Below are 24,477 nucleotides of genomic sequence, written 5' to 3' on the forward strand. Positions count from 1 at the left end.
TCACAATCTGCGTGATTGTCGAGGAAGCGGACCAATACCGGCTCGCCTTTGCAATCCGCCACGGCGAGTACATACGCGACCGTTGGTGCGAAAACGTCTGGGCCCTGCGACCAGCAGATCGCTAAGCAAACGCCCGCACGTCGCCGAACTTGCCTGCGTTGAAATCGGTGACTGCCTGACGCAGCTCCGCTTGCGTGTTCATCACGAACGGTCCGTACCACGCCACCGGTTCATCGATCGGCTCGCCGCTCAAGATCAGCACTTTCGCGTCGCTTTGCGCCTCAAGCTCAATCGCGCCACCTTCACGCTCAAAGATCGCAAACTGCGCCTCGCGCGCGACATCGTCACCATTGAGCTTCACCGCCCCGCTCTGCACCAGCACAGCCAACGTATACCCTTCCGGCACGTCGAACGAAGCCTTGGCGCCTGCGCTCAAACGTACGTCCCAAATGTTGATCGGCGTGAACGTCCGCGCCGACCCTCGCGCACCCGCATACTCGCCCGCGATCACACGCACACGTCCCGCACCATGCGCCAACTCAACCTGCGGAATCTCACCATCCATCAAAGTCTGATACCCCGGCGGGCCCATCTTGTCCTTCGCCGGCAGGTTCACCCAAAGCTGCACCATTTCCATCGTGCCGCCGTTCTTCGTGAACGCCGCCGAATGAAACTCCTCATGGAGAATGCCGGACGCCGCCGTCATCCATTGCACATCGCCCGGCCCGATGTGGCCGCCATTGCCAGTACTATCGCGGTGATCGACTTCGCCAGAATAGACGATTGTCACCGTCTCGAAGCCGCGATGGGGGTGCACGCCGACACCGCGCTTTTGCGGCGCGGGCGCGAACGCGGTCGGCGGCGCATAGTCCAGCAGAATGAACGGCGACAGCAGCGCGCCGTGGGTCTGCGGCGAGAACATCGAACGCACCGGAAAGCCATCGCCCACCCAGTGCGGGCGCGGTGCGTGCTGAACAATGACCAGCTTTCTCATGGCGTGAACCTCTCACGCCAGAAATATGCGCCCCACGCCCCAGCGCAATAAGGCACATGGATGAGACTGCTTAAGCCGTCGCGCTCAGCCAAGCCGCGCATGCCTGGCGCGCCTCCGCGTCGGTCTGCGCCAGCGGGCAGACCTCTGCCATCCGCGTCCGCAACCGCACCAGCACGGCCGCACCATCGTTGCGAGCAGCCCACGTCCGCAGCGCCGTCTCAAGCCGCGCGAACCGCATCCGCGTGCGCTGATGATAACTGTCCGGGCTTGTCGCTAATTCATCAATGATCGCATCTACCGCGCGCTCAACCTGCGCGGCGTCCTCAGGTGCAAACCGCGTGACACCGATCGCGTAATTTGCGCCCCATTGCACACGCGAAGCGGGACCGACAGATGTTTCGAAGCCTTGCCGCAACCAATCCAGCGCGCGCGCTTTGTCACCGCGCTCTTCAGCCAGATCCGCCAAGATCGGCATATAATAAAAGGGTGTCGCGCTGCGCTCAAGTTCTGCAACCAAGAGCCGTTCAGCACCGGCGGCGTCTCCAACATCGTCCAGCAATCCCGCCGCCACATAGATCGCTGACTGGCGCTCAAACGGCGTCTCGGCGGCTTCATCCACCCATGCCGCACGCGCGCGTACTTTCGTCACCAGAGCCGCCGGGAATGGCTCATCTTCACCAATAGCTGCTCGTGCGATTTCGATTTCAGCGTTGATCGTCGAAACACGATCGCTGATCGGCAAATTCTCCACCGCATAGAGCTGATCCAGCGCCCCCACCAAGGAGGCCTGCAACTGCCCGCGCGCGTTATCGCCTAAGCGCGCCGTGAGTTCGGCCCCGTCCTCAATCAGCACATCCCGATTGGCGCGCACTTCACCAGCGTTTGCGAGCACCGCCTCCAGCACGCTCTGCAGTTGCGTCCGTTGCGAACCGGTGAGCGCCACGTCCTGATCCGCTAAAGCAAGTGACAGCAATTGGAAGCGCCGCGCCAAAGCCGGCGTGGGGGCATTCGCCGCCAGTCTCTGCAAGACGCCAGCACGCTCCGCTTCCGGCACAATGCGATCGGTGTCGACCTCCCAGCCATAGCCGGAAACCAACGTCCAGTCCTCCGCGCTCAATCGCTGCGGCTGCGCCTGCGCTCGCACGATCAGGTCCGCGACACTGCTCTGACTTCTGCGCGCCGCCGCCAAGGCTTGCGCAATCTCCTGAGGATCACCACCACCCGAAAGCCGCGTGATCTCAGTGCGATCAGTGCGCAAAATGATCAAAGTCGGATAGCCTTGGATAGCAAACTGCTCACCCCAGAGCTGTGCGCCGCGCGAGTCCCCATCTAAATAAACTGGAACGAAGTCCTGCGTCTGGCGCACGAACGCCGCGTCCTGAAACAGCGTCGCCTTCAAACGATTGCATGGCGGGCACCATACAGCGCCCCAGTACAGCAATACCGGCTTGCCGGTTTGGGCAGCCTCCTGCAGCGCTTCTTCGACATCGCCGTGACGCCAAGCAATTTCCGTCGGCGCTTGCGGCGTGCACGACGCGACATGCATCAGGCCAAACACTGAGAGAGCAAGCAAGACAGAGCGCATGCGTCGAGTCTAACAGCCACCCGCGCCACGCTTAACTTCACTCTGACATTAGCAAAACTAAACCCGGGCGACCACGCCGCTCCACGCAGCCAACGCGCGCGCCAATATTTCAGCGTGATCAAACGCCAACTCCGGCAACGCTGACAACGAATGCCAGCGCGCGTCTGCAGCGTCATCAGCTCCGCCGACGTCCGCCGCGCCATCGGCCACGCCCCAAAACGTCAGCGACAAAGAGCGCTGCCGTGGATCGCGATCGACCGCATCGAAATAGTGCAAGAACTGGAGATCAACGCCGCGAAGGCCCGTCTCTTCCGCCAACTCTCTGTGCGCGCCATCCACGCAGCTTTCGTCGATCTCTACGAAGCCGCCCGGCAGCGCCCACTTGCCCGCATAGGGCGCGCCGCCGCGCTGGATCAGCAACACCGACGGCGCGTCGCCACCGCGAAACACAACCGCATCCACCGTCACAGCGATCTGCGGATACTTATAAGTGTAGGACATCGCGCCCCTAAGCCGCCGCAAGCAGCTCCTTCACGCGCCCAACCAGCTGCTCCATCGTCACCGGCTTGGACATGTAGTGCACCGGATAGTTCTCCAGCATGTCGCTGAAACTTTCAGGCGCGTAGCCGGAAAGGAAGAGAACCTTGGCGTTGCCGATCATCGCCGGATCGGCTTCCTGCAGCATCTCTGGGCCGGTCATGATCGGCATCGAGACGTCAGAAATGATGATGTCGAACGCACCCGGCTTGGCGCTCATGATGTCGAGCGCTTCTTGTCCATCGCCCGCCTCTTCGACTTCATACCCACACTCTTTCAAGTTGCGGACGGTCGCGCGGCGCACCGGCACAAGATCTTCGACGAACAGGATCTTGCCACGCCCCGACACATCCTTCGGCTGCGGCGCGATCAGTGCGCGTTCCTTCGCGGCGATCTCGTCGAGCTCCTCCTGGGTCGGGGTGTATTCCGGCAGGAAGATGCGGAACGTCGTGCCGACGCCAACCTTCGACGTGAAGAAGATGTAGCCGCCCGATTGCTTGATGATGCCGTAACTGGTCGCCAACCCAAGACCGGTGCCTTTGCCCGCTTCCTTGGTCGAGTGATACGGGCGGAAGATCTTCGCCGCGTGCTCCGGCTTAATGCCCCCGCCTGTGTCTTCGACTTCAATCATCACGTACTTGCCGTCTTCCATCGGCGTGTGGCCCATGGCGCGCGCGGCCGTCGCTTCGATCACCGACGTCCGGATCATCAATTTGCCATCGCGCGCGATCGGCGAGCCCTTCGGCGTCATCGCGTCGCGCGCGTTGGTGGCAAGGTTCACGATCACGCGCTCAAGCTGGGTCTTGTCGACCTTCACGTACGGCAGATCGCGGCCGTGACGGATTTCAGTCTGCACTGCCGCACCCATGACGCGGCGGATCAACTCCTGCTTGGAACCAAGGAAGTCGCCCACATCGAACACTTCGCGCGCGAACGTCTGCTGACGCGCATAAGCGCGTAGCATTTCAGAAAGCTCCTTTGCGGTCGTGGCGTGGTCGGAAATTTCCTTCAGCATCGGATAATCGGCGTCGCCAACCGGGTGGCGGCGCAGCAGATACGAGCACGTCTGCATCACCACCGTCAGCAGATTGTTGAAGTCGTGCGCAACGCCGGCGGCAAGTTCGCCGATTTCACGCATCTTTTCCGACTGCGCCAGACGCGTCTCCAGCTCACGCTGCTGGCTGACGTTGGTGATGTAGGCCAATGCGCGTCCATCGGCGCCGCGCGCCAATTGCACGTGCACGGCTGTCGGCGGCGCCGTCGCCAACTGAATTTCAATCGGATCGTTCATCGCCTGGCGCAAACGATGCGCCAACGCCGCCGGACCTTCCGACGCATCGAACAGGTCAACGAACGCCGCGCTCGGTGTCGAGCGGCCTTGCGTCATTTCCATCAGCGAAGCGTTTGAATCCAGCACCGCCGCCGAACCTGGATCGATGCCATCCAACACCGCGACGCCGAACGGCGCCTGCGCAAAGACGCCATCGGCGCTCGACGTATCAACGCTGCGCGCCGCCACGGTGCCTTCCGGCGATTCCGCATCGGAGAAGAACACCAGACCACGCACCGCGCCGTCGATGTCATCCATCGGCACGAAGCTCAGCACGCTCGCTTGCGTCTCTTGGCCGTCAATGCCCTTCAGCGTCACCTTGGCGCGCGAAGGGCCAAAGCCGCGACGATCGCGGCGGATCAAGCGGCTCGCGTCCTCCTTGATCATGTCTTTGACACGCAGCAATTGCGGATCATCGCCCAGGCCAAGCACAGCCCGCAACGAGCGGTTCATGTAGATCAGCTGGCCATCGGCCTTCGCGGCAAAGAAGCCCACTGGCGAGTCATCCAGGAAGAGCTGGCGCCCGTCATCGGCGCCTTCGCCCTGCTCAGCCGCACCAAGCTCGCGCAACCGCCACAGCACGTGTCCACCCGGGATCGGACCCACGCACGCTTCATAACGCGCATGCTTGCCGGTGATCGCCGCCGTCGCCGGCAATTCTTCGCGCCGCGTTTGGCCAAGCTGCGCCGCCTTCGACAAACGGAACATCGGCGCCGACAGCATCGGGTCCGCGCCGAACAGGCGGCTCATCATCGGCGGACGATCGCTCTCGCCCAAAATGCCCGCAGCTTCCGCGATCTCAAGATAGCCGTGGTTCGCCCTCAGCGGTGAGAGGTGCGCATCGGTAATGAGCGCCGCTTCATCGAGCGCCGAGACGAATGCAAACTCATCGCGTCCGCCCAGCAGCGAGTTCGCCGCGATCGCGCCGCGCTCGGGAAATGCGCCAACCCGGCGCCCGGCGCCGCGCGACATCCAGAAGAACAACACCAAGCCCGCAGCCGCAAGCAGGATCAGCAACACGGCGCCGGCCTGCCCCACCGCTTGGCCCGCCGTCAGCGCGACGCCTGCCGCGCCCAGTCCTACGGCGACCGAGAACCAGAACAGGATTTGAAGCGGATCAAGCCGCCCGCCGCTGCGCGGCGCCGGGGATTGGGTTTCGTCGGTCATTTGAACGCCAATTGACCCCGATTCGCCCTTGCGAGCACGGTCGCCACTCATGGGAAATCCATCCGCCATCGGGCTTCTCCGCTCATAAACTGCTGCGACGGCGGCCGCGCCGCCGGGCCAGACGCATGACAAAGCCAATGACCTTCGCCACAGCCTCGTAATGTTCCTTTGGAATTGGTTGATCCAACTCGGCCGTGGCGAACAATGCCCGCGCCAAGGGTGGATCTTCCACAATCGGAATGTCGTGCTCGTTCGCGACTTCCCGAATTCGTAACGCCACCGCATCGACGCCCATCGCCAGACAAATCGGCGCAGGCGTAGTGATCGGATCGTATTTCAGCGCCACCGCGTAGTGAGTCGGGTTCGTAATGATCACGCTCGCCTGCGGCACGTTCTGCATCATGCGCTGGCGTGAGCGCTGCATGCGAATCTGGCGCAGCTTCGCCTTGACCATCGGATCACCGTCTTGTTGGCGGTGTTCTTCCTTGATCTCGCGCGGGCTCATGCGCTGGCGCTTCATGTAGGACTGGCGCGTGAATACGTAATCCAGAACCGCGATCATCGCCGACGCACTCGTCAGTGCGATCAGCATGGCGACGACGCGATCTTGCACGTAAGGCAACAGCGCCGCGACATCGAGCAGCGGCATGTTTTCCAGCGTCGAGTCCTTCGGCCACAGCGCCCACAACATCACGCCGCCGACAACACCGAGCTTCGCGAGAGACTTGAGGAACGAAGCGCCAGCGGCTTTGCCGAAAACGCGCTTGAAGCCCTCCATCGGATTGAGCTTATCAAGCTTGGGCGTGAGCTTGTCGGCGGTGAATGTCGCCTTGTCTTGCAGGTAACGCGAAGCAACGCCGGCGCCCGCCAGCGCAAGGCACGCAAGCCCGAAGATCGCCAGCAGCTTCAGTCCGATCTGACCAAGGATCGCTTCAAGCGCGCCAGGCTGCGTCGAGAACTGATCGGGCATCGACAGGAAGCCGATGAACGCGTGCGCCATTTGCGACGCGATCGGCCCCGCCATGAACGAGACGATCGCGGTCAGCGCAACCAGCGAAAGCGCAGTGCTGACTTCGGGCGTGTAGATGATGTCGCCCTTTTCGCGCGCCTGCTCGAGTTTTCGCGGTGTCGGCTCTTCTGTTTTATCGTCGTCATCTGCCGCCATGCGCTACCTCAGCCACGTGGCGTAGCGCTCGAGACTGTCGAGCCAGATCAACATGCCGGTGGAAAGTCCGAGCGCGAACACGACGAGCCCGCCCATCATCTGCAGCGGCAACGCGACGAAAAACACCTGAATTTGCGGAATCAAACGCGAGAGCACGCCCATGCCGACGCGGAAGATCATGCCCGCCACAAGCAATGGCACGGCAATCTGAAAGCCAACACGGAAAGCCGTGGATGTCGCTTCGAGCGCCAATTCGGCAGCATCGCCCACGGGCGGCTGCGAGCCGATCGCGATCACTTGGTACGACCCGGCGACGCCCTGCAAAAACATGTGGTGCAAGCCCGTCGCGAAAATCAGCGCAACGCCCATCACACCCAAGAACACCGAGACGAGTTGACCCGAACCGGTCGCTGTCGGGTCGGCGGTCTGCGCGAACGAAATGCCAAGCTCCAGACCGACAATCTGCCCTGCCGTCGCGAGCGCCGAGACCAGCATCCGCGCCGCGCCGCCGAGTAACAGTCCGATCAGCACTTCGGCGCCAACCTGGAAAGCCATACCGAGCGCCGTGTTCGAAGGCTCCGGCACATTGTTCGCCAGCGCCGGCCCGAGGCTGATCGCCATCGCCAGAGCAAAGCCCAGGCGCACCCGCGCCGGCACCGCCGGTTCGCCAACGCCAGGCAGCAACATGAGCATCGCCCCGATGCGCCCGAACAGCAGCGCCGTCGCCCAAATCTCAACGCCGTAGAGCGTGAGGTTCATCAGAACGCCGCGATGCGTTCGAAGATGGTGTTGGTGAAGCCGCCGAGCAGGCCGCCCATGATCGGCAAGAAGAGCAAGATCGCGAAAAAGATCGCCAAGATCTTCGGCACGAACACCAAAGTCTGCTCCTGGATCTGCGTCAGCGTCTGCAGCAGCGAGACCACGAGGCCGACAACCAGTCCCACAATCATGGGGCCTGCGGCCACCAGAACCGTGATCCAGATTGCGTCCCGGCCAAAGTCGAGAACTTCCGCGCCAGACATGCCGCCTCCGTCGAGCCCGGCAAATTCTGCCGACCTTCGCTCTGAGGTCGACCCAACGTGGTTAATGCGAGGTTTCGATGGGCGTTAAGGCTTTGAAACATGAGGGCAGTGTAATTTCGCACCACAAAGCGTGCTCACGCGGCAACACTCCAAACGAGTTTGCTCAAAGGGCATCCAAAATGCCGATTCCACATCATCTTGGATTCAGACGTGCATGAAACGATGAGCCGGAACGAAGCTCACGACACGTCAGAGGGAACGAGTACTGCCGTAGGGGGCAAACATGCTGAACGCGATTTCTAACTTCTTCAGGGGCCTGTTCGGCCGCAAGGCCGACAACTTCAAAGACCTGCTGATGGCCGATCTTGGCATCGAGCGCTAAGCGCTCGATCGCCCCGGCCAGACAAGTTTAGTCCACCCTACCCGCCCGGCGGCGCGCCGGCGCTGAAGCTTTCGATCAAGCTGCCGGCCACCAAGCGCCAGCCATCGACCAGCACGAAGAAGATCAGCTTAAACGGCAAGCTCACCGTCACTGGCGGCATCATCATCATCCCCATCGCCATGAGCAGTGAAGCGACCACAAGGTCGATGATCACGAAGGGGATAAACAGCATGAAGCCGATCTCGAACGATCGCCTGAGCTCCGAAATCATGAACGCGGGCGCCATGATCCGCAGCGGCGTTTCCTCGGCGCTGGCCGGCGGCGTTTCGAGCCGCGCCATGTCGATGAAGAGCGCCAGATCGTCTTCGCGGGTCTGGCTTGCCATGAACGTTTTGAGCGGCGCGACGATGCGCGGAAACGCCTCGTCTAGCGGCATTTCCTCGGTCATGACCGGGCCGATGCCGGCCTGGTAGGCGTCGTTCCACACCGGCTGCATAACAAATGCGGTCAAGAACAGCGAGAGCGACACGATCACCACGTTTGGCGGCGCCTGCTGTAGGCCGATGGCGGTGCGGAGCAAGGAGAGCACGACGACGATGCGGACGAAGCTGGTCGTCATGATAATGATCGAAGGTGCAAGCGAGAGCACCGTGATCAAAGCGGCGAGCTGGAGAACCCGCGAGGTCAGCCCATCGCCGGTGCCGAGATTGATCGCCAACGTCGGATCAGTTGCCGCCGCATAGGCGACGCCTGCCCCCACCGACATCGAAAGCGCCAGCGACGCGCCGAAGACAATCGCGGCCTTGCCCCAGCCGCACTCCCAGGTGAGCTTCTTTTTGCTCTTGCGGGCTTGGCTCACGTCGTCGTCTCCACAGGTGGGGCTTGCTTGGCCGCCATGTCCCCCACCACCACATCGCCGGCGGGTCCAAGCAGCAGCACGTGTTCGCGATCATCGACGCGCACGATCACCATGCGGCGGCGGGTATCGATGAGGAGCGTTTCGGTGATCCGCATGCGTTTCAGCGCCGGGCCGCCGGGCTGAAGCATGCCGAGCCGCCGCGCGGCATAGGCCGCACCAACGATCAGCGCCAAAGTTGCAACAAGCGCAAACAGCGCCCGCGCCCAATCCAACAGATCCACCAACGCCTCCGTTCTGGAGCTTCCGCGTCTGTGGCTGGGCCGGTTTGGTAAACGAGACCTTAATTTGCGCGCCCGAAATTAAGTCGCGCTTAACCATACCGGGCTCCACTAGGCAAAGTTTGCAGCCCCCGAGTCGGGGAAAGAGTCAGATCCCGTGGACCTCGCCAACACGCCTTTCTTCGGATTACTTCGCGCGCGGCTCGATAATCTCAGCGAGCGCCAGCGGCTGATCTCGGAAAACATCGCCAACGCCTCGACGCCCGGCTACCGGCCGCGCGATGTCGACACCAGCGGCTTCGAGCGCATGGTTGCGGCCGCATCGAGCGGACACGGCGGCGTCACCATAGCGCGAACCAACGCGGGCCACATGTCGCCGAACGGCGCCGGCTCTGGCGGCGCAAACATCATCACCCGCGACGACAGCGAAACCACGATCGACGGCAACGCAGTCGTGCTCGAAGAGCAGATGGCGCGCGCCGCACAAACGCGGATGGATTTCGAGACCGGCATCGCGCTCTACCAAAAGGGCCTTGAGCTCGTGCGCCTCGCGGCGCGTGCGCCGGGGAGATAATTAGATGACAGACATCAACGCCGCCATCAGCGCCGCCGCATCCGGCATGCGCGCACAAACAGTGCGCATGCGGATCGCGGCCGAGAACGTCGCCAACGCCAACTCATCGGGCACGAACCCGAACGAGGAACCTTTCCGGCGCCGCATTCCACTGCTTGAGAGCACCACGCTCACAACTGGCGCGCGCGGCGTTGAAGTGGAAGGCACGGTCTATGACATGACCGCGTTCCGTGAGGAATATAACCCCTCCCACCCGGCCGCGGATGAGCGCGGCTATGTGCGGCTGCCGAATGTCGACACGCTCGTTGAGATGATGGACATGCGCGAAGCGACGCGGGCGTACGAAGCGAATTTGAACATGATTGAATCGGCCCGCACGATGACCTCGCGCGCGCTCGATCTTCTGCGGAGATAAGTAGATGGCGATCGATCCAGTCTCAGCCGCGCGGGCCTATCAGCAAGCCGCGCAAGCGATGCAGAGCGGCGGCGCGACCGGCGGCGACGCCGTCGATTTCGGCGGCCTCGTCCAAGAAGCGATCCGCCAAGCCGGCGCAGGCGCGAGCGTTGCCGAACAGCAAGGCCTCGCTGTCGCCAGCGGTCAGGGCGACATCGTCGATGTCGTCACCGCAATCGCCGCTGCAGAAACCCAATTGCAGACCGTGATCGCCGTGCGCGACCAGGTGATCTCCGCCTATCAAGAAATTCTGCGGATGCCGATTTAGGTATTGGGTTTGGGGGATTAGCGATTGGGTGCGCCAATCCCCAATCCCTCAACCCCAATCCCGGCAAGCAACATTTGTTGCGCGCTCCGGGAACTTCGCTCGCTAGCTGACGTTTGGCCGACATCAGTTTGCTGGACGGAGAATTCCCATGCTCGGCTGGGCAATTGGTTTCTTTATCGCGGCTTTGGTTGCCGCTGTTTTCGGTTTCGGCGGCATCGCCACCGCATTCACCGGCATCGCGATCATTCTGTTTTGGGTGTTTCTCGCCCTCTTCGTTCTTTCGCTGGTCTTCAACACGTTCGGCGGCGCGCATACGGTTGGCCATGGCGCCAGCGGCCGCACGGCGGCGAGGGTTGCGCTGATCGGCGGCGTGGCGCTGCTGGTTTATGCCTGGGTCGATAACGACATGTCGGCTGAGCGCGTAGGCGCCTCGATCGATCGCACGGGCGTGCAATTGGCCGAAGGCGCGAGCGATGCGATTTCCGAAGGCGCGGACCGCGCCAGCACGCTCGTTGCCGATGCGTCGACTGAAATTCGCAACGACGCCTCCGACGGCCTCGATGAGGCGTCAGGCAACGTCGACCCCAACCGCAACAACTAAAAGCTTTTCCCCGTACCTCTCTCGGCCCGAGCCTCGCTCGGGCCGTTTTGCTTGCGCGCGCGCATGTGGCGCCGCGTTTGGAACAGCCTCATGCTGAACTTATCGAAGCATTCTGGATTCCCCGTCGCCCTCGCCCCAAGAGACTAGCCGGTAAAGACGGCGGCGCAAACCCGCAGCTTAAGTCGTCCAGCGGCTGACATCGCCGTCGCCTGCAATAAGCGCGAGGCCGTAAGCGATAGAGACGAGTTGATCGCCGGTTTCGATCTTGGCCGCGCCGAAGCGGCTTTCGAACTGGGCGCGGACGGCGGGAACAAAAGATGAGCCGCCGGTGAGGAACACGCGGTCGATGCCGGTTTCGGTGATGCCGGCTTCGGCCAAGGCGCGATCGACGGTGGCGCCGATATCTTCGAGCTCAGGCGCGATCCACTTTTCGAACTCGCTGCGTTTGATCTTGCGCTCGATATCGACGCCGGCGACGTGCAGGGAAAGCGTGCCTTCATCGGCGCTGGAGAGTTGCATCTTCGCGGCGGAGACGGCGCGGTTCATGGCGTAGCCGGCGTCAGCGTCGAGGAAGGCGATGAAGGCGCGGATGCGATCTGGATCGAGGCTGGAGCGCACGAGCTGTTGCAGATCGCGATAGTCGCGGCTGTGGCGCATGATCGAAAGCTCGTTCCAGCGGCTGAACTTGGTGAAGTAGCCGTTGGGCACAGGGAGGATTTTGTCCCAGCTCTTGTATTCGCTGCCCTTGCCGAAGGCGCGGGCGACCACGTTGTCGATGATGCGATAGTCGAAGGCGTCGCCGGCTATGCCGACGCCGGTGTGGGAGAGCGGTTTGTAGTCGAGACCGTTCGGTCCGCGCGAGAAGCGCACGACGGAGAAGTCGCTGGTGCCGCCGCCGAAATCCGCAACGAGGATGGTGGCTTCGCTGTTGAGGCGCTGGGCGAAGAAGTACGCGGCCGCGACCGGCTCGTAGACGTGGTGGATTTCTTCAAAGCCGACAGCGCGGAGCGCGGCTTCGTAACGTGCGCGGGCGAGCGCTTCGTCGGGCGCGGCGCCTGCGAACTTCACCGGCCGACCAATGACGATGCGCTTTGGAAATTCGGCGCCGGCATGCGCGCGCACTTGGCGGAGAAAGCTTGCGAGCAGGTCCTCGAACTTGAGGCGGCGGTTGAAAATGAGCGTGTCGGAAAAGAGCGGGCTGGCGGCGAAGGTTTTGAACGATTGGATGAAGCGGCAATCGCCTGCGAGTTCGAGGAATTGATCCACCGCCCATGGCCCGGCTTCTACATTGGTGCGGTTGGAGGTTTCGTCCTGGGTTTGCCAGAAGCACAGCACCGAGCGGAACGCGTCGAAGGCTTCGCCGGCGTGAGCGAAATGCATCGCTTCGGCCGCGTCCTCTGCATTGATCATGGTTGCGACGGTGTTGGTGGTGCCGAAGTCGAGGCCGATGGATTGGGTCATGCCGCGCCTCCCGCACCCGCCGGAAATCGCGGGGGCGCGTTGGTGGTGCCAGGCGGCCGCGGAGTCAAGACGCGCGTTGGGCGCTGAATCGAAAACGCCGCCGTCGCGCACGGGGCGGACGGCGGCGCCATGGTCGGAACGAAAAGGCGCGTTACTTCTTCGCGGCTTTTTTATCGTCCTTGTTCTGCTTGGGTTTGCGCTTTTCCTTGTTCGACTTCATCTGACCTTTGGCCATGAGAATCCTCCGTCGGCTGAACGCGGCGAGGATCGCACATTTGCGCGTGTGAGCAAGTGAATGGCGCGGCGCGAGTTTGTGGGGCCCGGGCTCGATGCGCCGCATAGCCCCGGGTGCGTGCGCGAACTCAAGCGCGCTGTTCGTTGACGCCGCGGCCGAGGGCGAGCAGCGCGGCGTTGGCGATGGCGTCGGCGTCGAGACCGGCGGCGGCGTACATGGCTTCCGGCTTGTCCTGGTCCTGGAAGATGTCGGGCAGCGTCAGTGTGCGGATCTTGAGGCCGCGATCGAGCAAACCGTCGGCGGCGAGGAAATGCAGCACAAAAGCGCCGAAGCCACCGATCGAGCCCTCCTCGATGGTGAGCAGCACTTCGTGCTCGCGCGCCAGGCGCCGGATGAGGTCTTCGTCGAGCGGCTTGGCAAAGCGGGCGTCGGCGAGCGTGGTCGAAAGCCCCATGGCGCCTAGTTTGTCGGCCGCCTTGTCGGCTTCGCTCATTCGGGCGCCGAAGTTCAGCAACGCAACGGAGGCGCCTTCACGGAGGATGCGGCCCTTGCCGATCTCGAGCGGGACGGCGGCGTCGGCCTGCATGACGCCTTCAGCGTCGCCGCGCGGATAGCGAACGGCGCTCGGGCGATCGTCGATCGCGGCGCAGGTGGCTACCATGCGCGAAAGATCGTTGCCGTCGGCTGCGGCCATGATGATGAAGCCCGGCAGCGCGCCGAGATAGCCGACATCGAAAGAGCCTGCGTGCGTCGGGCCATCGGCGCCGACGAGCCCAGCCCGATCGATCGCGAAGCGCACCGGCAACTTTTGAATGGCGACGTCGTGGACGACCTGATCGTAGCCGCGCTGCAGGAATGTCGAATAAATGGTGCAGAACGGCTTCATGCCGTCGGCGGCAAGGCCCGCCGCGAATGTCACCGCGTGCTGTTCGGCGATGCCGACATCGAAGGTGCGCTCGGGAAATTTCGAACCAAAGAGATCAAGGCCGGTGCCCGAAGGCATGGCTGCGGTGATCGCGACGATCTTGTCGTCCTTCTCGGCTTCGCGAACCAGCGCCTGGGCGAACACTTTAGTGTAGCTCGGCGCCGACGCGCCCTTGCTTTGCTCGCCGGTGACGACGTTGAATTTGGTGACGCCGTGATATTTATCGGCGGCGTTTTCCGCCGGCGCGTAGCCCTTGCCCTTCTTGGTGACGACGTGGATCAGCACCGGGCGATCATCAATCTCCTTGGCGTTGGCGAGCACGCGGCGCAGCACGTCGATGTCGTGACCGTCGAACGGGCCGAGATAGTGAAAGCCAAGCTCTTCAAAGAAAGTGCCGCCGGTGACGAGCGTGCGCGCGTATTCTTCGACCTTCTTGCCGACGTCGTGGACGGTTTCGCCGAGCGCCGAGGCGACATTCTTGGCGGTCTTGCGAATGCGGCGATAGGTTTTGGTGGCGGCCAGACGCGCCAGATAAGTCGACATGCCGCCAACCGGAGGCGCAATCGACATATCGTTGTCGTTCAAGATCACGATTAGCCGCTTGGTGGTCTCGGCCGCGTTGTTCATGGCTTCGTACGCCATGCCCGCCGACATCGAGCCGTCGCCGATCACGGCGATGACGTTGGAGGTCTCGCCGCGTTTATCGCGCGCAACGGCAAAGCCAAGCCCGGCGCTGATCGAGGTCGAGGCGTGCGCGGCGCCGAAGGGATCGTATTCGCTCTCGGCGCGCTTGGTGAAACCGGAAAGGCCGTTGCCCTGGCGCAGCGTGCGGATGCGGTCGCGGCGGCCGGTCAGGATTTTGTGCGGGTAAGCTTGGTGGCCGACGTCCCAGATGACTTTGTCGGTCGGCGTGTTGAAGACGTAGTGGAGCGCGACGGTGAGTTCGACGACGCCGAGGCCGGCGCCGAGGTGGCCGCCGGTTTGGCTGACGGCGCTGATCATTTCGGCGCGGAGTTCCTCACAGACCTGGGCAAGCTGGCTGCCCTCAAGCTTCCGGAGATCGGCCGGGAGCTTGATCTGGTCGAGAAGCGGGGTGTTCGGAAGCGCCATGGGTCCTCGGCCGGTTGATCTAAATCAAACCTACCCGCGATCCGGTTTAGAGGCGATGCCCGCACGGTGTCAGGAACAAGGAATTCCCGCCGCTTTTCGTGCGTCAGGAGGGCGCAGGTTAAGGCTGGCCTTGCTCAGCGCGGGTGACTGGCGAATGCGTTGCAAAACCGGTCTCAATTGGGCTCACCCTTATGGACCGGCCCTGTCGAGCCGTTGCAGCCGCTAAAACGACAGCACCAGCCCTTCCCGCGGCGGAATTTCGCCGGCTGCGAGCCGCGCCCAAGTGGCCTGGATAGCGTCAGCGCCGCTGATGCGGCGCACGTCCACGAAAGCATGCGATGCGGGATAGAATTTGCGCAGATCCGTCTGCATCGCGGCGCCCAATTGCGGATCCGCCTTGAGACGCGCGGCGGCGTAAGTCGGCACGAAGAAGAACTCAGGCGCCGGGCCCGGCAAAGGCTCGCTCGGCGGCGCGCGCGTGGCTTCCCAATCAGTGACGCCGATAATGATGCTGCGCTTCAAGCCATAACTCAACGCGGTGTGTACGGCGGCGGTGAGCTCGCGACGGCCGAGAAAATCAACGAACGTCGATGGTGCGTGGACTTTGAGCGCCGGCGCATCGCTGTAGAGCACCGTACGATGATAGAGGCCGCTTTCACGCACATAGGCTTCATTGCCTGGAGATGTTATGCCGATGACTTCGACGCCGCCCAGATTGCGCAATTGATGCGCGGTGGCGAGCGCGGTTTTTGACGACGCGCTTGAGAGCACGACGCTGCGCGTTTGAGTTTGCGTCACGCAATCGGCGGCCCACCAGCCAGTGCCGTAGAGCGGGCGGAAGAGAGTCTGCTCCGGCTCAAAGCGCGCGTCGTAGCCGGGATCGGCGGTGATGTCGGTGTAAATATTGTAGAGCACGGCTTTTGCGGCGCGGTGCGGCGCAGCATCAATGAAGCCGGTTGCGGTTTTCTTTGGGACGACGTCCAGCGTCTCGGCGAGCGGGTAATAGCCATAATAGCGCGCGCCTACCGCGATCTCGGGCGCGTTGCTTTCGATGACGGTGGCGAAACCCCAGACCGGCACTTTGCCGAAGCCTTCAGGCGCCGGGAAGAAATCCCAATAGCCAAGCATGCCCTCGCCCATCGCCGCGTAGGTGATGTTGTTCGAGGTCAGCGCGAAGAGATCGAGCTTGAGGCGCGCGGCGCCATCGGCGAGTGGAGCGAGCGTTACATCCACGAGCTTGGTATCGCGCAGATCGCGCCTGCTGATGTGAAGTTCGTGCATAGTCTTAGTCCCTCTTCGCATGGCGTACGTGTTTGCGGGCGCGGCGTCGATGCCGACTTTGGGGAATTAGGAGCGCACGACGCTGGCGATGACGCGATTGGTTTGCTGCACGTTCATCGCGCCGAAGGCGGCCGCTGGCGCACCGTTCGCGTCAAACACGAAAAGCCGCGGCAAGCTCAGTTGCAGCGCATCGCCGCCGAAGGCGTGATACGTCGCCATATCGGCGCGGAGCTGCAGATAGTTCGGGCGCGCTTGGCGGAGGAAGCGCTGCACGCCCTCTTCGTTGGCGACCAGTTCGACATTGAGGCCGATCATGTTCAGCCGTTCGGGCGCGTAGCGATGGCGGATTGTTGAGAGATAACCCGCCTCATCGACGCAAGGCGCGCACCACGACGCCCAAAAGCTGATGACGGTAGGACCCGGATTGAGATGCGCGCCGAGTGTGGTTTCGGCGCCGGCGAAAGTTTCCAGTGGAAGATCCGAAAGGGTATCGAGAGCAGGCGGCAACGGTACGCCGCTGGCTTCCCCAAAAGCTGGCGTGGCGGCTGCAAGGCCCGCGATAAGAAACGCACGGCGCTGGAACATTTCTTCTCCTGAGATCGCAGGCTAGCGCGCCGCGAATGCGACGAACAGCAGCTGTGAGCAAATGGCCGAGCTTGTGCGGGGCGGGTCGATCTTTAGTCTGCGAGGGCTGAATTTCATGAGGGTGGCTTAATGAAGATCGCTTCGCTGGCGCAGGCACTGGGTATTTCGTTGGCGCTGACGGCGTGTGCATCGCCGGGGCCGACTGCGCCGACAGCGCCGCAACAAACCGCGACAGCGGCCGATCCCTATCTCTGGCTCGAAGATGTTGAAGGCGAGCGCGCCTTGGCGTGGGTGCATCAACAGAACGATCGCTCGCTGCCGGTGCTGGAAAACGATCCGCGCTATGCGGCGCGGCTTGAGGCGGCGCTGGAAGTTGCACAGAGCCGTGACCGGTTGCCACTCGGCCAAGTGCGCGGCGGCTATCTCTATAATTTCTGGCAGGACCCAGACCATGTGCGCGGAATCTGGCGGCGCGCGCGGCTCGATGGTTACGCAGCCAACAATCCGCGCTGGGAAACGGTGCTCGATATCGATGCGCTGGCGCGTGAGGAGAACGCGAACTGGGTCTATCAGAGCGCCGACTGCGATCCGTCCGGCGTGCGCTGCATGGTCTCGCTTTCGAATGGCGGCCTCGACGCTTCGACCGATCGCGAATTTGACCTGCAGACGCGCCGCTTCGTTGAGGGCGGCTTTGTCGTGCCGGAGGCCAAGTCCAACATTGGCTGGTTGGATCGCGACACGCTGCTCGTCGCCACCAATTGGGGCGAAGGTTCGCTGACTGAGTCCGGCTATCCCTACGTGCTGAAGGCTTGGCGCCGGGGCACGCCGCTTTCGAGCGCGACGGAAATCCTGCGCGGCGAAGCGAGCGACGTTTCGATTGCAGTCGCGACATTCGAGGACGAGAGCAACGACCACATCGCGATCGCGGTCGAGGGCGAGACGTTCTTTGAAACGGTGTTTTCGCTGATCACGCCGCAAGGTCCGCAACGGCTGACGCTGCCGCGCAAATCTTCGATCCGCGACTTCTCGCATGACCGCCTGATCGTCACCATCGAACAGGAATGGACAATTGGCGGGCGCACCTATCCAAACGGTTCACTGTTGGCGATCCCGCTGGCGACGGCGACGTCGGCAACGCCGGCGATCGAGGTGATCTTCTCACCGAACGCACGCCAATCGATCGAAGAGGTGCAAGCCACGCGCGATGCGGTGCTGGTTGCGGGCTTCGACAATGTCCGAGGACGTCTGCAGCGCTTCACGTTCGCCAACGGCCAGTGGACCGGCGCACAGATCGAGGTGCCGCCAACCGGCGTGGTGCACATCGCCGGTGCGTCCACCAGTGACACGCGTGCATTCGCGACGTTCGAGGACTTTCTGACGCCATCGACGCTCTATGCGCTGAACGGCGCCCGGATGCGTTCGGTGCGATCGTTGCCGGCCCAGTTCGACGCCTCGCCCTACGTGACCGAGCAGTTCGAAGCGACGAGCGCGGACGGCACGCGCGTGCCCTATTTCGTGGTGCGCCGGCGCGATATGCAGATGAACGGGCAGAACCCGACGCTGCTCTACGCCTATGGCGGCTTCCAGCTTTCACAGGTGCCGACATACAACGCCTTCATTGGCCGGCTCTGGCTCGATCAAGGCGGCACGTATGTGCTCGCGAACATTCGTGGCGGCGGCGAGTTCGGCCCGGCTTGGCACGATGCGGGCCTGCTGACGAACCGCCAGCGCATCTATGACGATTTCTACGCGGTCGAACGCGATTTGGTGGATCGCAACATCACCTCGCCGCGCAGGCTCGGGATTTCCGGCCGCTCGAATGGCGGCTTGCTGATGGGTGTGATGCTCAACCAGCATCCGGAAATGGTGCACGCCGCGATCATCGGTTCGCCGCTGCTCGATATGCTGCGTTATGACCAATTGCTGGCAGGCGCTTCATGGGTGGGCGAATACGGTTCGCCGAACATTCCCGAGCAACGCGCGTTCCTGGAAACGATCACGCCCTACCAGAACCTGCGCGCACGGCCGGACTTCCCGACCGTGTTCATCTACACATCGACGAAAGATGACCGCGTTCACCCAGGCCATGCTCGCAAGTACGGCGCGCGCTTGGACGAGCTGGGCATTCGCTATCTCTATTACGAAAACACCGACGGCGGTCACCAAGCCAACGCCAACCTGCGCGAAGCCGCGCGCCGGCGGACGCTCGAGTACATGTATCTAACGCAGCGCCTCATCGATTAAGCGCCCTTCGACAAACAAAAGGGGGCGCCCCACCAGCGTCAGCCTGAGCCGGTCGAAGGCCAAAGCCGCTAGTACCGGCGATCGACGATGAAATCGACGGCGTCGAGCAGGATGCGGGCGCGCGAGCCGAAAACGCTAAGGTGGGCCTTGGCCTGATTGGCGAGCATGTTGATGCGGTCGCGCGTGGCGTCGGCGCCGAGCACGGTGACGAAGTTGACCTTGCCGCGCGCTTTGTCCTTGCCGACGGCTTTGCCGGTGTCGCGCACGACGCCTTCTGCATCCAGGAGGTCATCGCGCATCTGGAAAGCGAGCCCGACATCGTGGGCGTAGCGTGAGAGTGCGGTTTTTTCCGCTTCAGATGCGCCGCCGATCAGCGCGCCGGCGTCGACAGCGAAATTGATCAGCGCGCCGGTCTTTTGACGGTTCATGCGCGTCACGGCGATGAGATCCGAGCCGATATCGGCGCCGGCCATGTCGGCGGCCTGCCCAGCCACCATGCCCTGTGCGCCCGAGGCTTTAGCGAGCCCCGAGATCAACTTGCAGCGCATTTGCGGATCGGAGTGTGTGGCGGGTTCGGCCATGAGTTCGAAGGCGAAGGTCAGCAGCGCGTCACCGGCGAGAATGGCGGTGGCTTCGTCATACTGGCGGTGCAGCGTCGGGCGGCCACGGCGCAGATCGTCGTCGTCCATCGCCGGGAGATCGTCATGTGCAAGGCTGTAGGCGTGGACACATTCGATGGCGCAGGCGGCGCGCAGAAGTGAGCCCTCGTCAGCGTCGAAGATGCGGCCGGCCTCGATTGTGAAGAAAGGGCGCAGGCGCTTGCCGCCTCCGAGCGCGGCGTAACGGATTGCCCCAATGAGGCGCACCTCACTGCCCTGCTCAGCCGGGAGCAGATTCTCGAGAGCCAAGTTCACCCGCTCTGCGGTTTCTTTGATACGCGCTTCAATTTGAGACATGGGCGCTTCCCCTAACAGAGCATCCGCCCGGCGCAAGCACTCCCAGAGGTTGTATCAGCCCTCACCCTTTATGTAGACACAGTAACAGGGCAGGATAGAGCCAATGGGGGAGCAGAAAGCGCCCGGTGCGGTCTTTGCAGGACGGCGCCGGGGTTTTAGGTCCCTCGTGGTCAAGAGTGGGGAATTTGCATGCCGTCTGTGGTGATTATCCACGCCGCGGAAGACACGCTGCCGGCCAGAGCCCTGGCCGAAAAGCTACGCCAGGCTCAGCTTCAAGTCGTTCTCGAAAAGTCGCCGGGCGAAGAGCTTCGCAACGCGATCAAGGGCGCGCCGGTGACGATCGCTTTATGGTCGCCGCGCTCGTCGCAAAGCGCAGAGCTTGCTGAAGAAGCAAAGTTCGCACGCGGCAAGACCACGGTTTACCACGCACTGATGCAGAGCGCGCAGGCGCCTGAGGCGTTCCGCGGCGATCGCGCCGTGAACCTCACCGGTTGGCGCGGCGAAGATGAATTCCCGGCTTGGCGCGAGCTTGCCAAGCTGATCACCGATAAGGCCGGCGTTGCGCCGTTGCCGCCGCCGGCGCCGAAGCCGCCGTCAGGATTTTTCCAGCCTGGCCGTGCGCCAGAAGGCGTCGCCCAGCCGCAAGCCGGCGGCGCGCGTCAGCAAGCGCCGCAACCGCAACAACAGGCGCGCCAGCAGGCGCAACCTCAACAGCGCGCCGCGCCGCAACAGCGTCCGCCCGCGCCACAACCTCAGCGCAGCATTCCCCAGCACGAGCCGGAGCCCAAGAAGGGCGGCGGCATGCTGGTGATCGCGGCGGTTGTTGTTGTGCTGGTCGCGGGCCTTGGCGGCGGCGGCTGGTGGTACATGAACCAGAACAGCGCCTCCTCCACATCAGCGGCGTGGGATGCGGTTTCGCGCGATGACGCCGATGCGCTTCGTCAGTTCATCGATGGCGATCCGGGCCAATATCGTCAGGACGCCGAACAGGCGCTCGCGGCGCTTGAGGAGCGTCAGTATGCGGCTGCAACGCAAACCGACACGATCGAAGCTTACGAAGCGTTCTTGAACGACTTCCCGGACAGCCAGCACGCAACGCGCACCAGCGGCCGCATCGCCGAATTGCGCTTGGCGCAGCCGCCAGCTGAAACAACGACCGAAGAAGTGCCGCTTGGCCCGGAAACAAACCCGGACTTGCTGCCGCCTGGCGTGCCGGCAACCACCGCCCCGGCGCCGGATACGACGGGCGGCCCGCAACAAATCACGCCGCCTTCGGAAGAAGCGACGCCGCCGGCTGACCTGCCGACGAACTGATTTGGATTTGATCCAAGATTGAAAGGCGCGGAGCGATCCGCGCCTTTTTTCTTTGCGCGCATTACCGCATAGTGCGCGGCGGGGATGGATCGCTTTCTCATCTACGCGCCCAATTGGGTAAAGAATTGCGCGGCAATCTTGCTTGTCGTGCTGTTTGCGACGGCATTTGGCGTCTCGGCGCACGCCCTCGTCACCGGTGAAAACCGCGACCTTATTGCGCCCGCCTTCTCTGCGGCCCAGGCCGCTGGCGTTGGCATCATCATTCTCGGCGTCATCTCATTCACCGAACGCGACGCCTCTCCCAAAGCACTGCTTGCCAAGTCAAAGGGCTGGCTGCTGCACACCCTGAAAGGCGCGCTCGAACGGGTCACGCTGGACGGCCGCAGGCTATCGGTGGACATCACCGAAACGCCGGAAGACATCTTCATCAAGTATCGGGTGCGCGATCCGCGGACACCGGCCGACGCGCTGGAGATGCACGTCTTTTTAAACGTGAAGCGTCTCTGGGTTTATTACCTCTTCCCATCGAGCGGCGGCGATGACGCCGAGCGCGTTGCACAAGCGGTGCAAGTCACATTCGAAGGCGCCAAAGGCGCCGGATATGAGTGGACCCAAGTCAAACACCCAGCGCGCGTTGAATACCATCTGAGCGCGCCCATCGATGCCGATTTTCTGATGAAGCCGACCGAGCAGCTTTATTGGGCGCAAGACATCGCTTCGATGACGCGCAGCCTGATCGCGTCGGCTCAGAAAAATCGAATGCCGCTGACGCTCGCGCCGGCGCAAGCATAACGCCGCACAATTAAAAAGAGCGCGGATTGCGCCGCGCTCTTCAACTCACATTTAGAAATGCGATCAGTACATCCGGCCGCCTTGCAGCGCGGGACGATCGACATTGAGCAACACGACATTGCCATTGCGATCCGGGAAGCCGAGGCAAAGCACTTCCGACATGAACTTGCCGATTTGCTTCGGCTCAAAGTTGACCACTGCCGCGACACGGCGGCCAAGCAGCTCGCCGATGTCGTAATTCGAAGTGACCTGCGCGCTCGACTTCTTGATGCCGAGCGGATCGCCGAAATCGATCCACAACTGATAGGCAGCCTTCTTGGCCTCCTCGAAGACCTTCACATCGACAATGGTGCCGAGGCGAATGTCGACCTTCATGAAGTCGTCGAAGGAAATGATCGGCTGGCGCGCATTGCTTTGCGGGTCGTCGGCCATTGGCGTTACTCTCTCCCTATGACCCGATCTTTGCGGGTTCAATGCGCGGGCCTTCAGGACCCATCACGATTTGATCAACTTCGAGCTGCGCGTCTTTCAGCTGGCTCTCGCAGCGCGCCTTGAGGGCCGCGCCGCGCTTATAGATACGAATCGAATCCGCCAACGGCACGTCGCCTCGCTCCAAATGGGAGACGATTTTTTCCAACTCATTCAAGGAGTCCTCGAACGAGAGGCTGGCGGGGTCTTTTTGATCCGTCGTCATGGCTTCCAAGGTATGTGGTGACAGGGGCTTAGGGAATAGGCAGCGGGGCCTAGGTCTGCCCGTTCACTTCAATTTCTCGTAGCGGCGATAGCTCCAGTGGCTGTCGCCCCCGTCCTCGACTTCGCGCCAGCCCTGGGCGCGCAGGATCGGGCGCATCATACGGTTGAACCAGCCGTGGGCGCACAGCAGCACGTTCTGCCCCCGCAGCGCTTGTGCGGTAAGCGTGGCGACCGCCGCCTCGGCGCGGGTTTCCGCTTCGAGCCGCGTCTCGCCGTCTTCGTGGCGTCCGAACCACCAGGCGACGCGCGCCCAGACACCCCAAGCGCGCGGGCTACGCCGGCCCCAAACAGGCGGCGGCGGCAACGGCGCTTCGATGAAAATTGGATCGGTGATGATCTGGCGGCCACCCGCCACCATCTCGGCAGTGTGGATCGCGCGCGGCAAAGTCGATGCGTAGATGATGTCGCTGGCTTGCGCGTGCGCCACCAGTTTTTCGGGCGGCTTCTCATCGGGATGCAAGCGCGCGAGATCGTAACCCGCCCACCAATCGCGATAGCCGTGATGATCGATCCGCACTGAGCGATCGGCGTGCGGTTTGCCGTGCCGCGCGATGACAATGCTGCCAACCCGCACGGCTGAACGGCGATCTAGCGTCTCGTTGGGCGCCATGGTCGTCGTCATTCTGACCCTTCGCGCGAAGCTGACGCCCCCTCCCCTTGAGCGGGTCTTAGTCGCGCTGGAGCGCTGCCAAATATGCCGCGGCGGATCCGGCGAGCGCGGCTAAATCGTAGCCGCCCTCCAGAGTCGAAACAAGCTTACCCTTGCAGTGACGTAATGCGAGTTCCTTGAGCCGCTGCCCCACCCAGGCGAAATCCTCAGTTTCTAGTTCCAGTTGCGCGAGTGGATCGGCCTTGTGAGCATCGAAACCGGCGGAAACCAAGATCAATTCGGGTGCGAATGCATCGAGCGCGGGGAGCACGCGTTCTTCCATTGCGCGGCGCCATGCGCTGCTACCGGCGCCTGCGGGCAACGGCGCGTTGACGACGTTACCGTCAACGCCGGTGTCATTACGCGCGCCCGTTCCGGGATAAAGCGGCGCTTGGTGCGTGGACGCAAACATAAGCCGCGGCTCCCCTTCAGCGACAGTCTGCGTGCCGTTGCCGTGATGCACATCGAAATCGACGACAGCGACGCGCGAGAGGCCGTGCGCTTCTAAAGCGTGCAGCGCGCCGATGGCGACGTTGTTGAAAACGCAAAAGCCCATCGGCGAAATTGGTTCGGCGTGGTGTCCCGGCGGACGCACGGCGCAGAACGCCATGTCGGCTTCGCCGCTCATCACGGCATCGACAGCGCCAACGCAGGCGCCGGCGGCGCGGTAGATCGCTTCACGCGAACCGCTGGAGATATAGGTGTCGGGATCGAGCCGCACGCGCGCGCCGGAGGTTTCGGCGAACGCAGGCTCCAAGGCGTCGATGTAATTGCGCGGATGCACGCGCGCGATGGCGTCGCGATCGGCCATCGGCGCTTCGCGTCGATCGAACGCGACCTCCTCCAGCGCGTCGAGCACCGCCTGCAAGCGGCCAGGATGTTCGGCGTGCCCAGGCGGCGGTTCGTGACGGAGCATAGAGGGGTGCGTGAAGAGCAGCATGGGGCAGATGTAGCGC

General features: G+C 62.9%; 24 protein-coding genes and 1 pseudogene. 7 read left to right on the plus strand and 18 right to left on the minus strand.

Annotated elements, in window-relative coordinates; all coding sequences use genetic code 11:
* Nucleotides 1–121 precede the first annotated feature (121 nt).
* The 9 genes from ATE48_RS02965 to ATE48_RS03005 form a co-directional block, all read right to left on the minus strand.
* Nucleotides 122–994: a pirin family protein gene (locus ATE48_RS02965; RefSeq protein ID WP_066767648.1), complete on the minus strand. Its 873-nt coding sequence runs from the start codon at nucleotides 992–994 to the stop codon at nucleotides 122–124.
* Between the two features lie 70 nt (nucleotides 995–1,064).
* Nucleotides 1,065–2,579: a thioredoxin family protein gene (locus tag ATE48_RS02970; RefSeq protein ID WP_066767651.1), complete on the minus strand. Its 1,515-nt coding sequence runs from the start codon at nucleotides 2,577–2,579 to the stop codon at nucleotides 1,065–1,067.
* A 57-nt stretch (nucleotides 2,580–2,636) separates the two neighbouring features.
* Nucleotides 2,637–3,080 carry an NUDIX domain-containing protein gene (locus tag ATE48_RS02975; RefSeq protein ID WP_066767654.1) on the minus strand — a complete coding sequence of 148 codons (444 nt, stop codon included), beginning with the start codon at nucleotides 3,078–3,080 and terminating at the stop codon, nucleotides 2,637–2,639.
* Nucleotides 3,081–3,087: 7 nt separating this feature from the next.
* Nucleotides 3,088–5,613 (minus strand): ATP-binding protein, encoded by a 2,526-nt coding sequence (locus ATE48_RS02980; RefSeq protein WP_066774538.1) that lies wholly within the window; start codon nucleotides 5,611–5,613, stop codon nucleotides 3,088–3,090.
* An 82-nt stretch (nucleotides 5,614–5,695) separates the two neighbouring features.
* Nucleotides 5,696–6,778: a flagellar biosynthesis protein FlhB gene (gene flhB, locus ATE48_RS02985; RefSeq protein ID WP_066767656.1), complete on the minus strand. Its 1,083-nt coding sequence runs from the start codon at nucleotides 6,776–6,778 to the stop codon at nucleotides 5,696–5,698.
* 3 nt (nucleotides 6,779–6,781) lie between these two features.
* Nucleotides 6,782–7,537 carry a flagellar biosynthetic protein FliR gene (gene fliR / locus ATE48_RS02990; RefSeq protein ID WP_066767658.1) on the minus strand — a complete coding sequence of 252 codons (756 nt, stop codon included), beginning with the start codon at nucleotides 7,535–7,537 and terminating at the stop codon, nucleotides 6,782–6,784.
* Nucleotides 7,537–7,800, minus strand: coding sequence for a flagellar biosynthesis protein FliQ (gene fliQ, locus ATE48_RS02995; RefSeq protein WP_066767660.1), 264 nt, complete (start codon nucleotides 7,798–7,800; stop codon nucleotides 7,537–7,539). The genes fliR and fliQ overlap by 1 nt, the downstream gene beginning before the upstream one ends.
* A gap of 419 nt (nucleotides 7,801–8,219) precedes the next feature.
* Nucleotides 8,220–8,948: a flagellar type III secretion system pore protein FliP gene (gene fliP / locus ATE48_RS03000; RefSeq protein ID WP_066774540.1), complete on the minus strand. Its 729-nt coding sequence runs from the start codon at nucleotides 8,946–8,948 to the stop codon at nucleotides 8,220–8,222.
* Between the two features lie 89 nt (nucleotides 8,949–9,037).
* Nucleotides 9,038–9,322 (minus strand): FliO/MopB family protein, encoded by a 285-nt coding sequence (locus ATE48_RS03005; RefSeq protein ID WP_066767661.1) that lies wholly within the window; start codon nucleotides 9,320–9,322, stop codon nucleotides 9,038–9,040.
* A 154-nt stretch (nucleotides 9,323–9,476) separates the two neighbouring features.
* On the opposite strand from ATE48_RS03005, the gene flgB reads away from it, so the two are divergent.
* From flgB to ATE48_RS20375, 4 genes and pseudogenes are all read left to right on the plus strand, one after another.
* Entirely contained in the window at nucleotides 9,477–9,893 is a 417-nt protein-coding gene (flgB, locus tag ATE48_RS03010; protein ID WP_066767664.1) for a flagellar basal body rod protein FlgB, read from the plus strand.
* Between the two features lie 4 nt (nucleotides 9,894–9,897).
* A complete protein-coding gene (gene flgC / locus ATE48_RS03015) occupies nucleotides 9,898–10,308 on the plus strand; it encodes a flagellar basal body rod protein FlgC (RefSeq protein WP_066767668.1) in 411 nt (136 codons plus the stop codon).
* 4 nt (nucleotides 10,309–10,312) lie between these two features.
* Nucleotides 10,313–10,615 carry a flagellar hook-basal body complex protein FliE gene (gene fliE / locus ATE48_RS03020; protein WP_066767670.1) on the plus strand — a complete coding sequence of 101 codons (303 nt, stop codon included), beginning with the start codon at nucleotides 10,313–10,315 and terminating at the stop codon, nucleotides 10,613–10,615.
* A gap of 148 nt (nucleotides 10,616–10,763) precedes the next feature.
* Nucleotides 10,764–10,922: pseudogene (locus ATE48_RS20375) on the plus strand (DUF1328 domain-containing protein); the annotation flags it as partial.
* Between the two features lie 471 nt (nucleotides 10,923–11,393).
* Here the strand turns inward: ATE48_RS20375 and ATE48_RS03030 are convergent.
* From ATE48_RS03030 to ATE48_RS03050, 4 genes are all read right to left on the minus strand, one after another.
* Entirely contained in the window at nucleotides 11,394–12,677 is a 1,284-nt protein-coding gene (locus ATE48_RS03030; RefSeq protein ID WP_066767672.1) for an Hsp70 family protein, read from the minus strand.
* Between the two features lie 362 nt (nucleotides 12,678–13,039).
* Nucleotides 13,040–14,947 carry a 1-deoxy-D-xylulose-5-phosphate synthase gene (gene dxs / locus ATE48_RS03040; protein WP_066767677.1) on the minus strand — a complete coding sequence of 636 codons (1,908 nt, stop codon included), beginning with the start codon at nucleotides 14,945–14,947 and terminating at the stop codon, nucleotides 13,040–13,042.
* A 222-nt stretch (nucleotides 14,948–15,169) separates the two neighbouring features.
* Nucleotides 15,170–16,228, minus strand: coding sequence for a DUF2855 family protein (locus ATE48_RS03045; protein ID WP_066767679.1), 1,059 nt, complete (start codon nucleotides 16,226–16,228; stop codon nucleotides 15,170–15,172).
* 66 nt (nucleotides 16,229–16,294) lie between these two features.
* Nucleotides 16,295–16,813, minus strand: a complete 519-nt coding sequence (locus ATE48_RS03050; RefSeq protein ID WP_066767681.1) for a TlpA disulfide reductase family protein — start codon at nucleotides 16,811–16,813, stop codon at nucleotides 16,295–16,297.
* A 129-nt stretch (nucleotides 16,814–16,942) separates the two neighbouring features.
* On the opposite strand from ATE48_RS03050, the gene ATE48_RS03055 reads away from it, so the two are divergent.
* A complete protein-coding gene (locus ATE48_RS03055) occupies nucleotides 16,943–19,057 on the plus strand; it encodes a prolyl oligopeptidase family serine peptidase (RefSeq protein WP_066767684.1) in 2,115 nt (704 codons plus the stop codon).
* 68 nt (nucleotides 19,058–19,125) lie between these two features.
* On the opposite strand, the gene ATE48_RS03060 is transcribed toward ATE48_RS03055, so the two are convergent.
* Nucleotides 19,126–20,013 carry a polyprenyl synthetase family protein gene (locus ATE48_RS03060; protein WP_066767686.1) on the minus strand — a complete coding sequence of 296 codons (888 nt, stop codon included), beginning with the start codon at nucleotides 20,011–20,013 and terminating at the stop codon, nucleotides 19,126–19,128.
* A 189-nt stretch (nucleotides 20,014–20,202) separates the two neighbouring features.
* Here ATE48_RS03060 and ATE48_RS03065 point away from each other — a divergent pair, with 189 nt between their 5' ends.
* Complete coding sequence (locus ATE48_RS03065) at nucleotides 20,203–21,327, plus strand: toll/interleukin-1 receptor domain-containing protein (protein WP_066767687.1); 1,125 nt, start codon at nucleotides 20,203–20,205, stop codon at nucleotides 21,325–21,327.
* Nucleotides 21,328–21,411: 84 nt separating this feature from the next.
* The gene (locus tag ATE48_RS03070; protein ID WP_066767688.1) at nucleotides 21,412–22,119 is read left to right on the plus strand and encodes a hypothetical protein; all 708 of its coding nucleotides are present in this window, start codon (nucleotides 21,412–21,414) and stop codon (nucleotides 22,117–22,119) included.
* A 63-nt stretch (nucleotides 22,120–22,182) separates the two neighbouring features.
* On the opposite strand, the gene ATE48_RS03075 is transcribed toward ATE48_RS03070, so the two are convergent.
* The 4 genes from ATE48_RS03075 to ATE48_RS03090 form a co-directional block, all read right to left on the minus strand.
* Nucleotides 22,183–22,551 (minus strand): tRNA-binding protein, encoded by a 369-nt coding sequence (locus ATE48_RS03075; protein ID WP_066767689.1) that lies wholly within the window; start codon nucleotides 22,549–22,551, stop codon nucleotides 22,183–22,185.
* A gap of 16 nt (nucleotides 22,552–22,567) precedes the next feature.
* On the minus strand, nucleotides 22,568–22,813 hold the full coding sequence (locus ATE48_RS03080; protein ID WP_066767691.1) for an exodeoxyribonuclease VII small subunit: 246 nt from the start codon (nucleotides 22,811–22,813) through the stop codon (nucleotides 22,568–22,570).
* A gap of 63 nt (nucleotides 22,814–22,876) precedes the next feature.
* Nucleotides 22,877–23,494: a histidine phosphatase family protein gene (locus ATE48_RS03085; protein WP_066767693.1), complete on the minus strand. Its 618-nt coding sequence runs from the start codon at nucleotides 23,492–23,494 to the stop codon at nucleotides 22,877–22,879.
* A 46-nt stretch (nucleotides 23,495–23,540) separates the two neighbouring features.
* Nucleotides 23,541–24,437 carry a histone deacetylase family protein gene (locus ATE48_RS03090; RefSeq protein ID WP_228126759.1) on the minus strand — a complete coding sequence of 299 codons (897 nt, stop codon included), beginning with the start codon at nucleotides 24,435–24,437 and terminating at the stop codon, nucleotides 23,541–23,543.
* Nucleotides 24,438–24,477 lie beyond the last annotated feature (40 nt).

Source organism: Candidatus Viadribacter manganicus, assembly GCF_001679665.1.
Taxonomy (GTDB): domain Bacteria; phylum Pseudomonadota; class Alphaproteobacteria; order Caulobacterales; family Aquidulcibacteraceae; genus Vitreimonas; species Vitreimonas manganica.

Bases quoted from the DNA above. Each gene is read 5' to 3' on its own strand.
- ATE48_RS03070 (WP_066767688.1), top strand. From the start codon at position 21,412: ATGGATCGCTTTCTCATCTACGCGCCCAATTGGGTAAAGAATTGCGCG.
- ATE48_RS02980 (WP_066774538.1), bottom strand. From the start codon at position 5,613: ATGACCGACGAAACCCAATCCCCGGCGCCGCGCAGCGGCGGGCGGCTT.
- ATE48_RS03090 (WP_228126759.1), bottom strand. From the start codon at position 24,437: ATGCTCCGTCACGAACCGCCGCCTGGGCACGCCGAACATCCTGGCCGC.
- ATE48_RS03045 (WP_066767679.1), bottom strand. From the start codon at position 16,228: ATGCACGAACTTCACATCAGCAGGCGCGATCTGCGCGATACCAAGCTC.
- ATE48_RS03030 (WP_066767672.1), bottom strand. From the start codon at position 12,677: ATGACCCAATCCATCGGCCTCGACTTCGGCACCACCAACACCGTCGCA.
- flgC (WP_066767668.1), top strand. From the start codon at position 9,898: ATGACAGACATCAACGCCGCCATCAGCGCCGCCGCATCCGGCATGCGC.
- ATE48_RS02965 (WP_066767648.1), bottom strand. From the start codon at position 994: ATGAGAAAGCTGGTCATTGTTCAGCACGCACCGCGCCCGCACTGGGTG.
- ATE48_RS02975 (WP_066767654.1), bottom strand. From the start codon at position 3,080: ATGTCCTACACTTATAAGTATCCGCAGATCGCTGTGACGGTGGATGCG.
- ATE48_RS03055 (WP_066767684.1), top strand. From the start codon at position 16,943: ATGAAGATCGCTTCGCTGGCGCAGGCACTGGGTATTTCGTTGGCGCTG.
- fliE (WP_066767670.1), top strand. From the start codon at position 10,313: ATGGCGATCGATCCAGTCTCAGCCGCGCGGGCCTATCAGCAAGCCGCG.
- ATE48_RS03065 (WP_066767687.1), top strand. From the start codon at position 20,203: ATGCCGTCTGTGGTGATTATCCACGCCGCGGAAGACACGCTGCCGGCC.
- ATE48_RS03085 (WP_066767693.1), bottom strand. From the start codon at position 23,494: ATGACGACGACCATGGCGCCCAACGAGACGCTAGATCGCCGTTCAGCC.
- ATE48_RS02970 (WP_066767651.1), bottom strand. From the start codon at position 2,579: ATGCGCTCTGTCTTGCTTGCTCTCTCAGTGTTTGGCCTGATGCATGTC.
- ATE48_RS03050 (WP_066767681.1), bottom strand. From the start codon at position 16,813: ATGTTCCAGCGCCGTGCGTTTCTTATCGCGGGCCTTGCAGCCGCCACG.
- fliR (WP_066767658.1), bottom strand. From the start codon at position 7,537: ATGAACCTCACGCTCTACGGCGTTGAGATTTGGGCGACGGCGCTGCTG.
- ATE48_RS03075 (WP_066767689.1), bottom strand. From the start codon at position 22,551: ATGGCCGACGACCCGCAAAGCAATGCGCGCCAGCCGATCATTTCCTTC.
- fliQ (WP_066767660.1), bottom strand. From the start codon at position 7,800: ATGTCTGGCGCGGAAGTTCTCGACTTTGGCCGGGACGCAATCTGGATC.
- fliP (WP_066774540.1), bottom strand. From the start codon at position 8,948: ATGTCGGTGGGGGCAGGCGTCGCCTATGCGGCGGCAACTGATCCGACG.
- flhB (WP_066767656.1), bottom strand. From the start codon at position 6,778: ATGGCGGCAGATGACGACGATAAAACAGAAGAGCCGACACCGCGAAAA.
- ATE48_RS03060 (WP_066767686.1), bottom strand. From the start codon at position 20,013: ATGTCTCAAATTGAAGCGCGTATCAAAGAAACCGCAGAGCGGGTGAAC.
- ATE48_RS03080 (WP_066767691.1), bottom strand. From the start codon at position 22,813: ATGACGACGGATCAAAAAGACCCCGCCAGCCTCTCGTTCGAGGACTCC.
- dxs (WP_066767677.1), bottom strand. From the start codon at position 14,947: ATGGCGCTTCCGAACACCCCGCTTCTCGACCAGATCAAGCTCCCGGCC.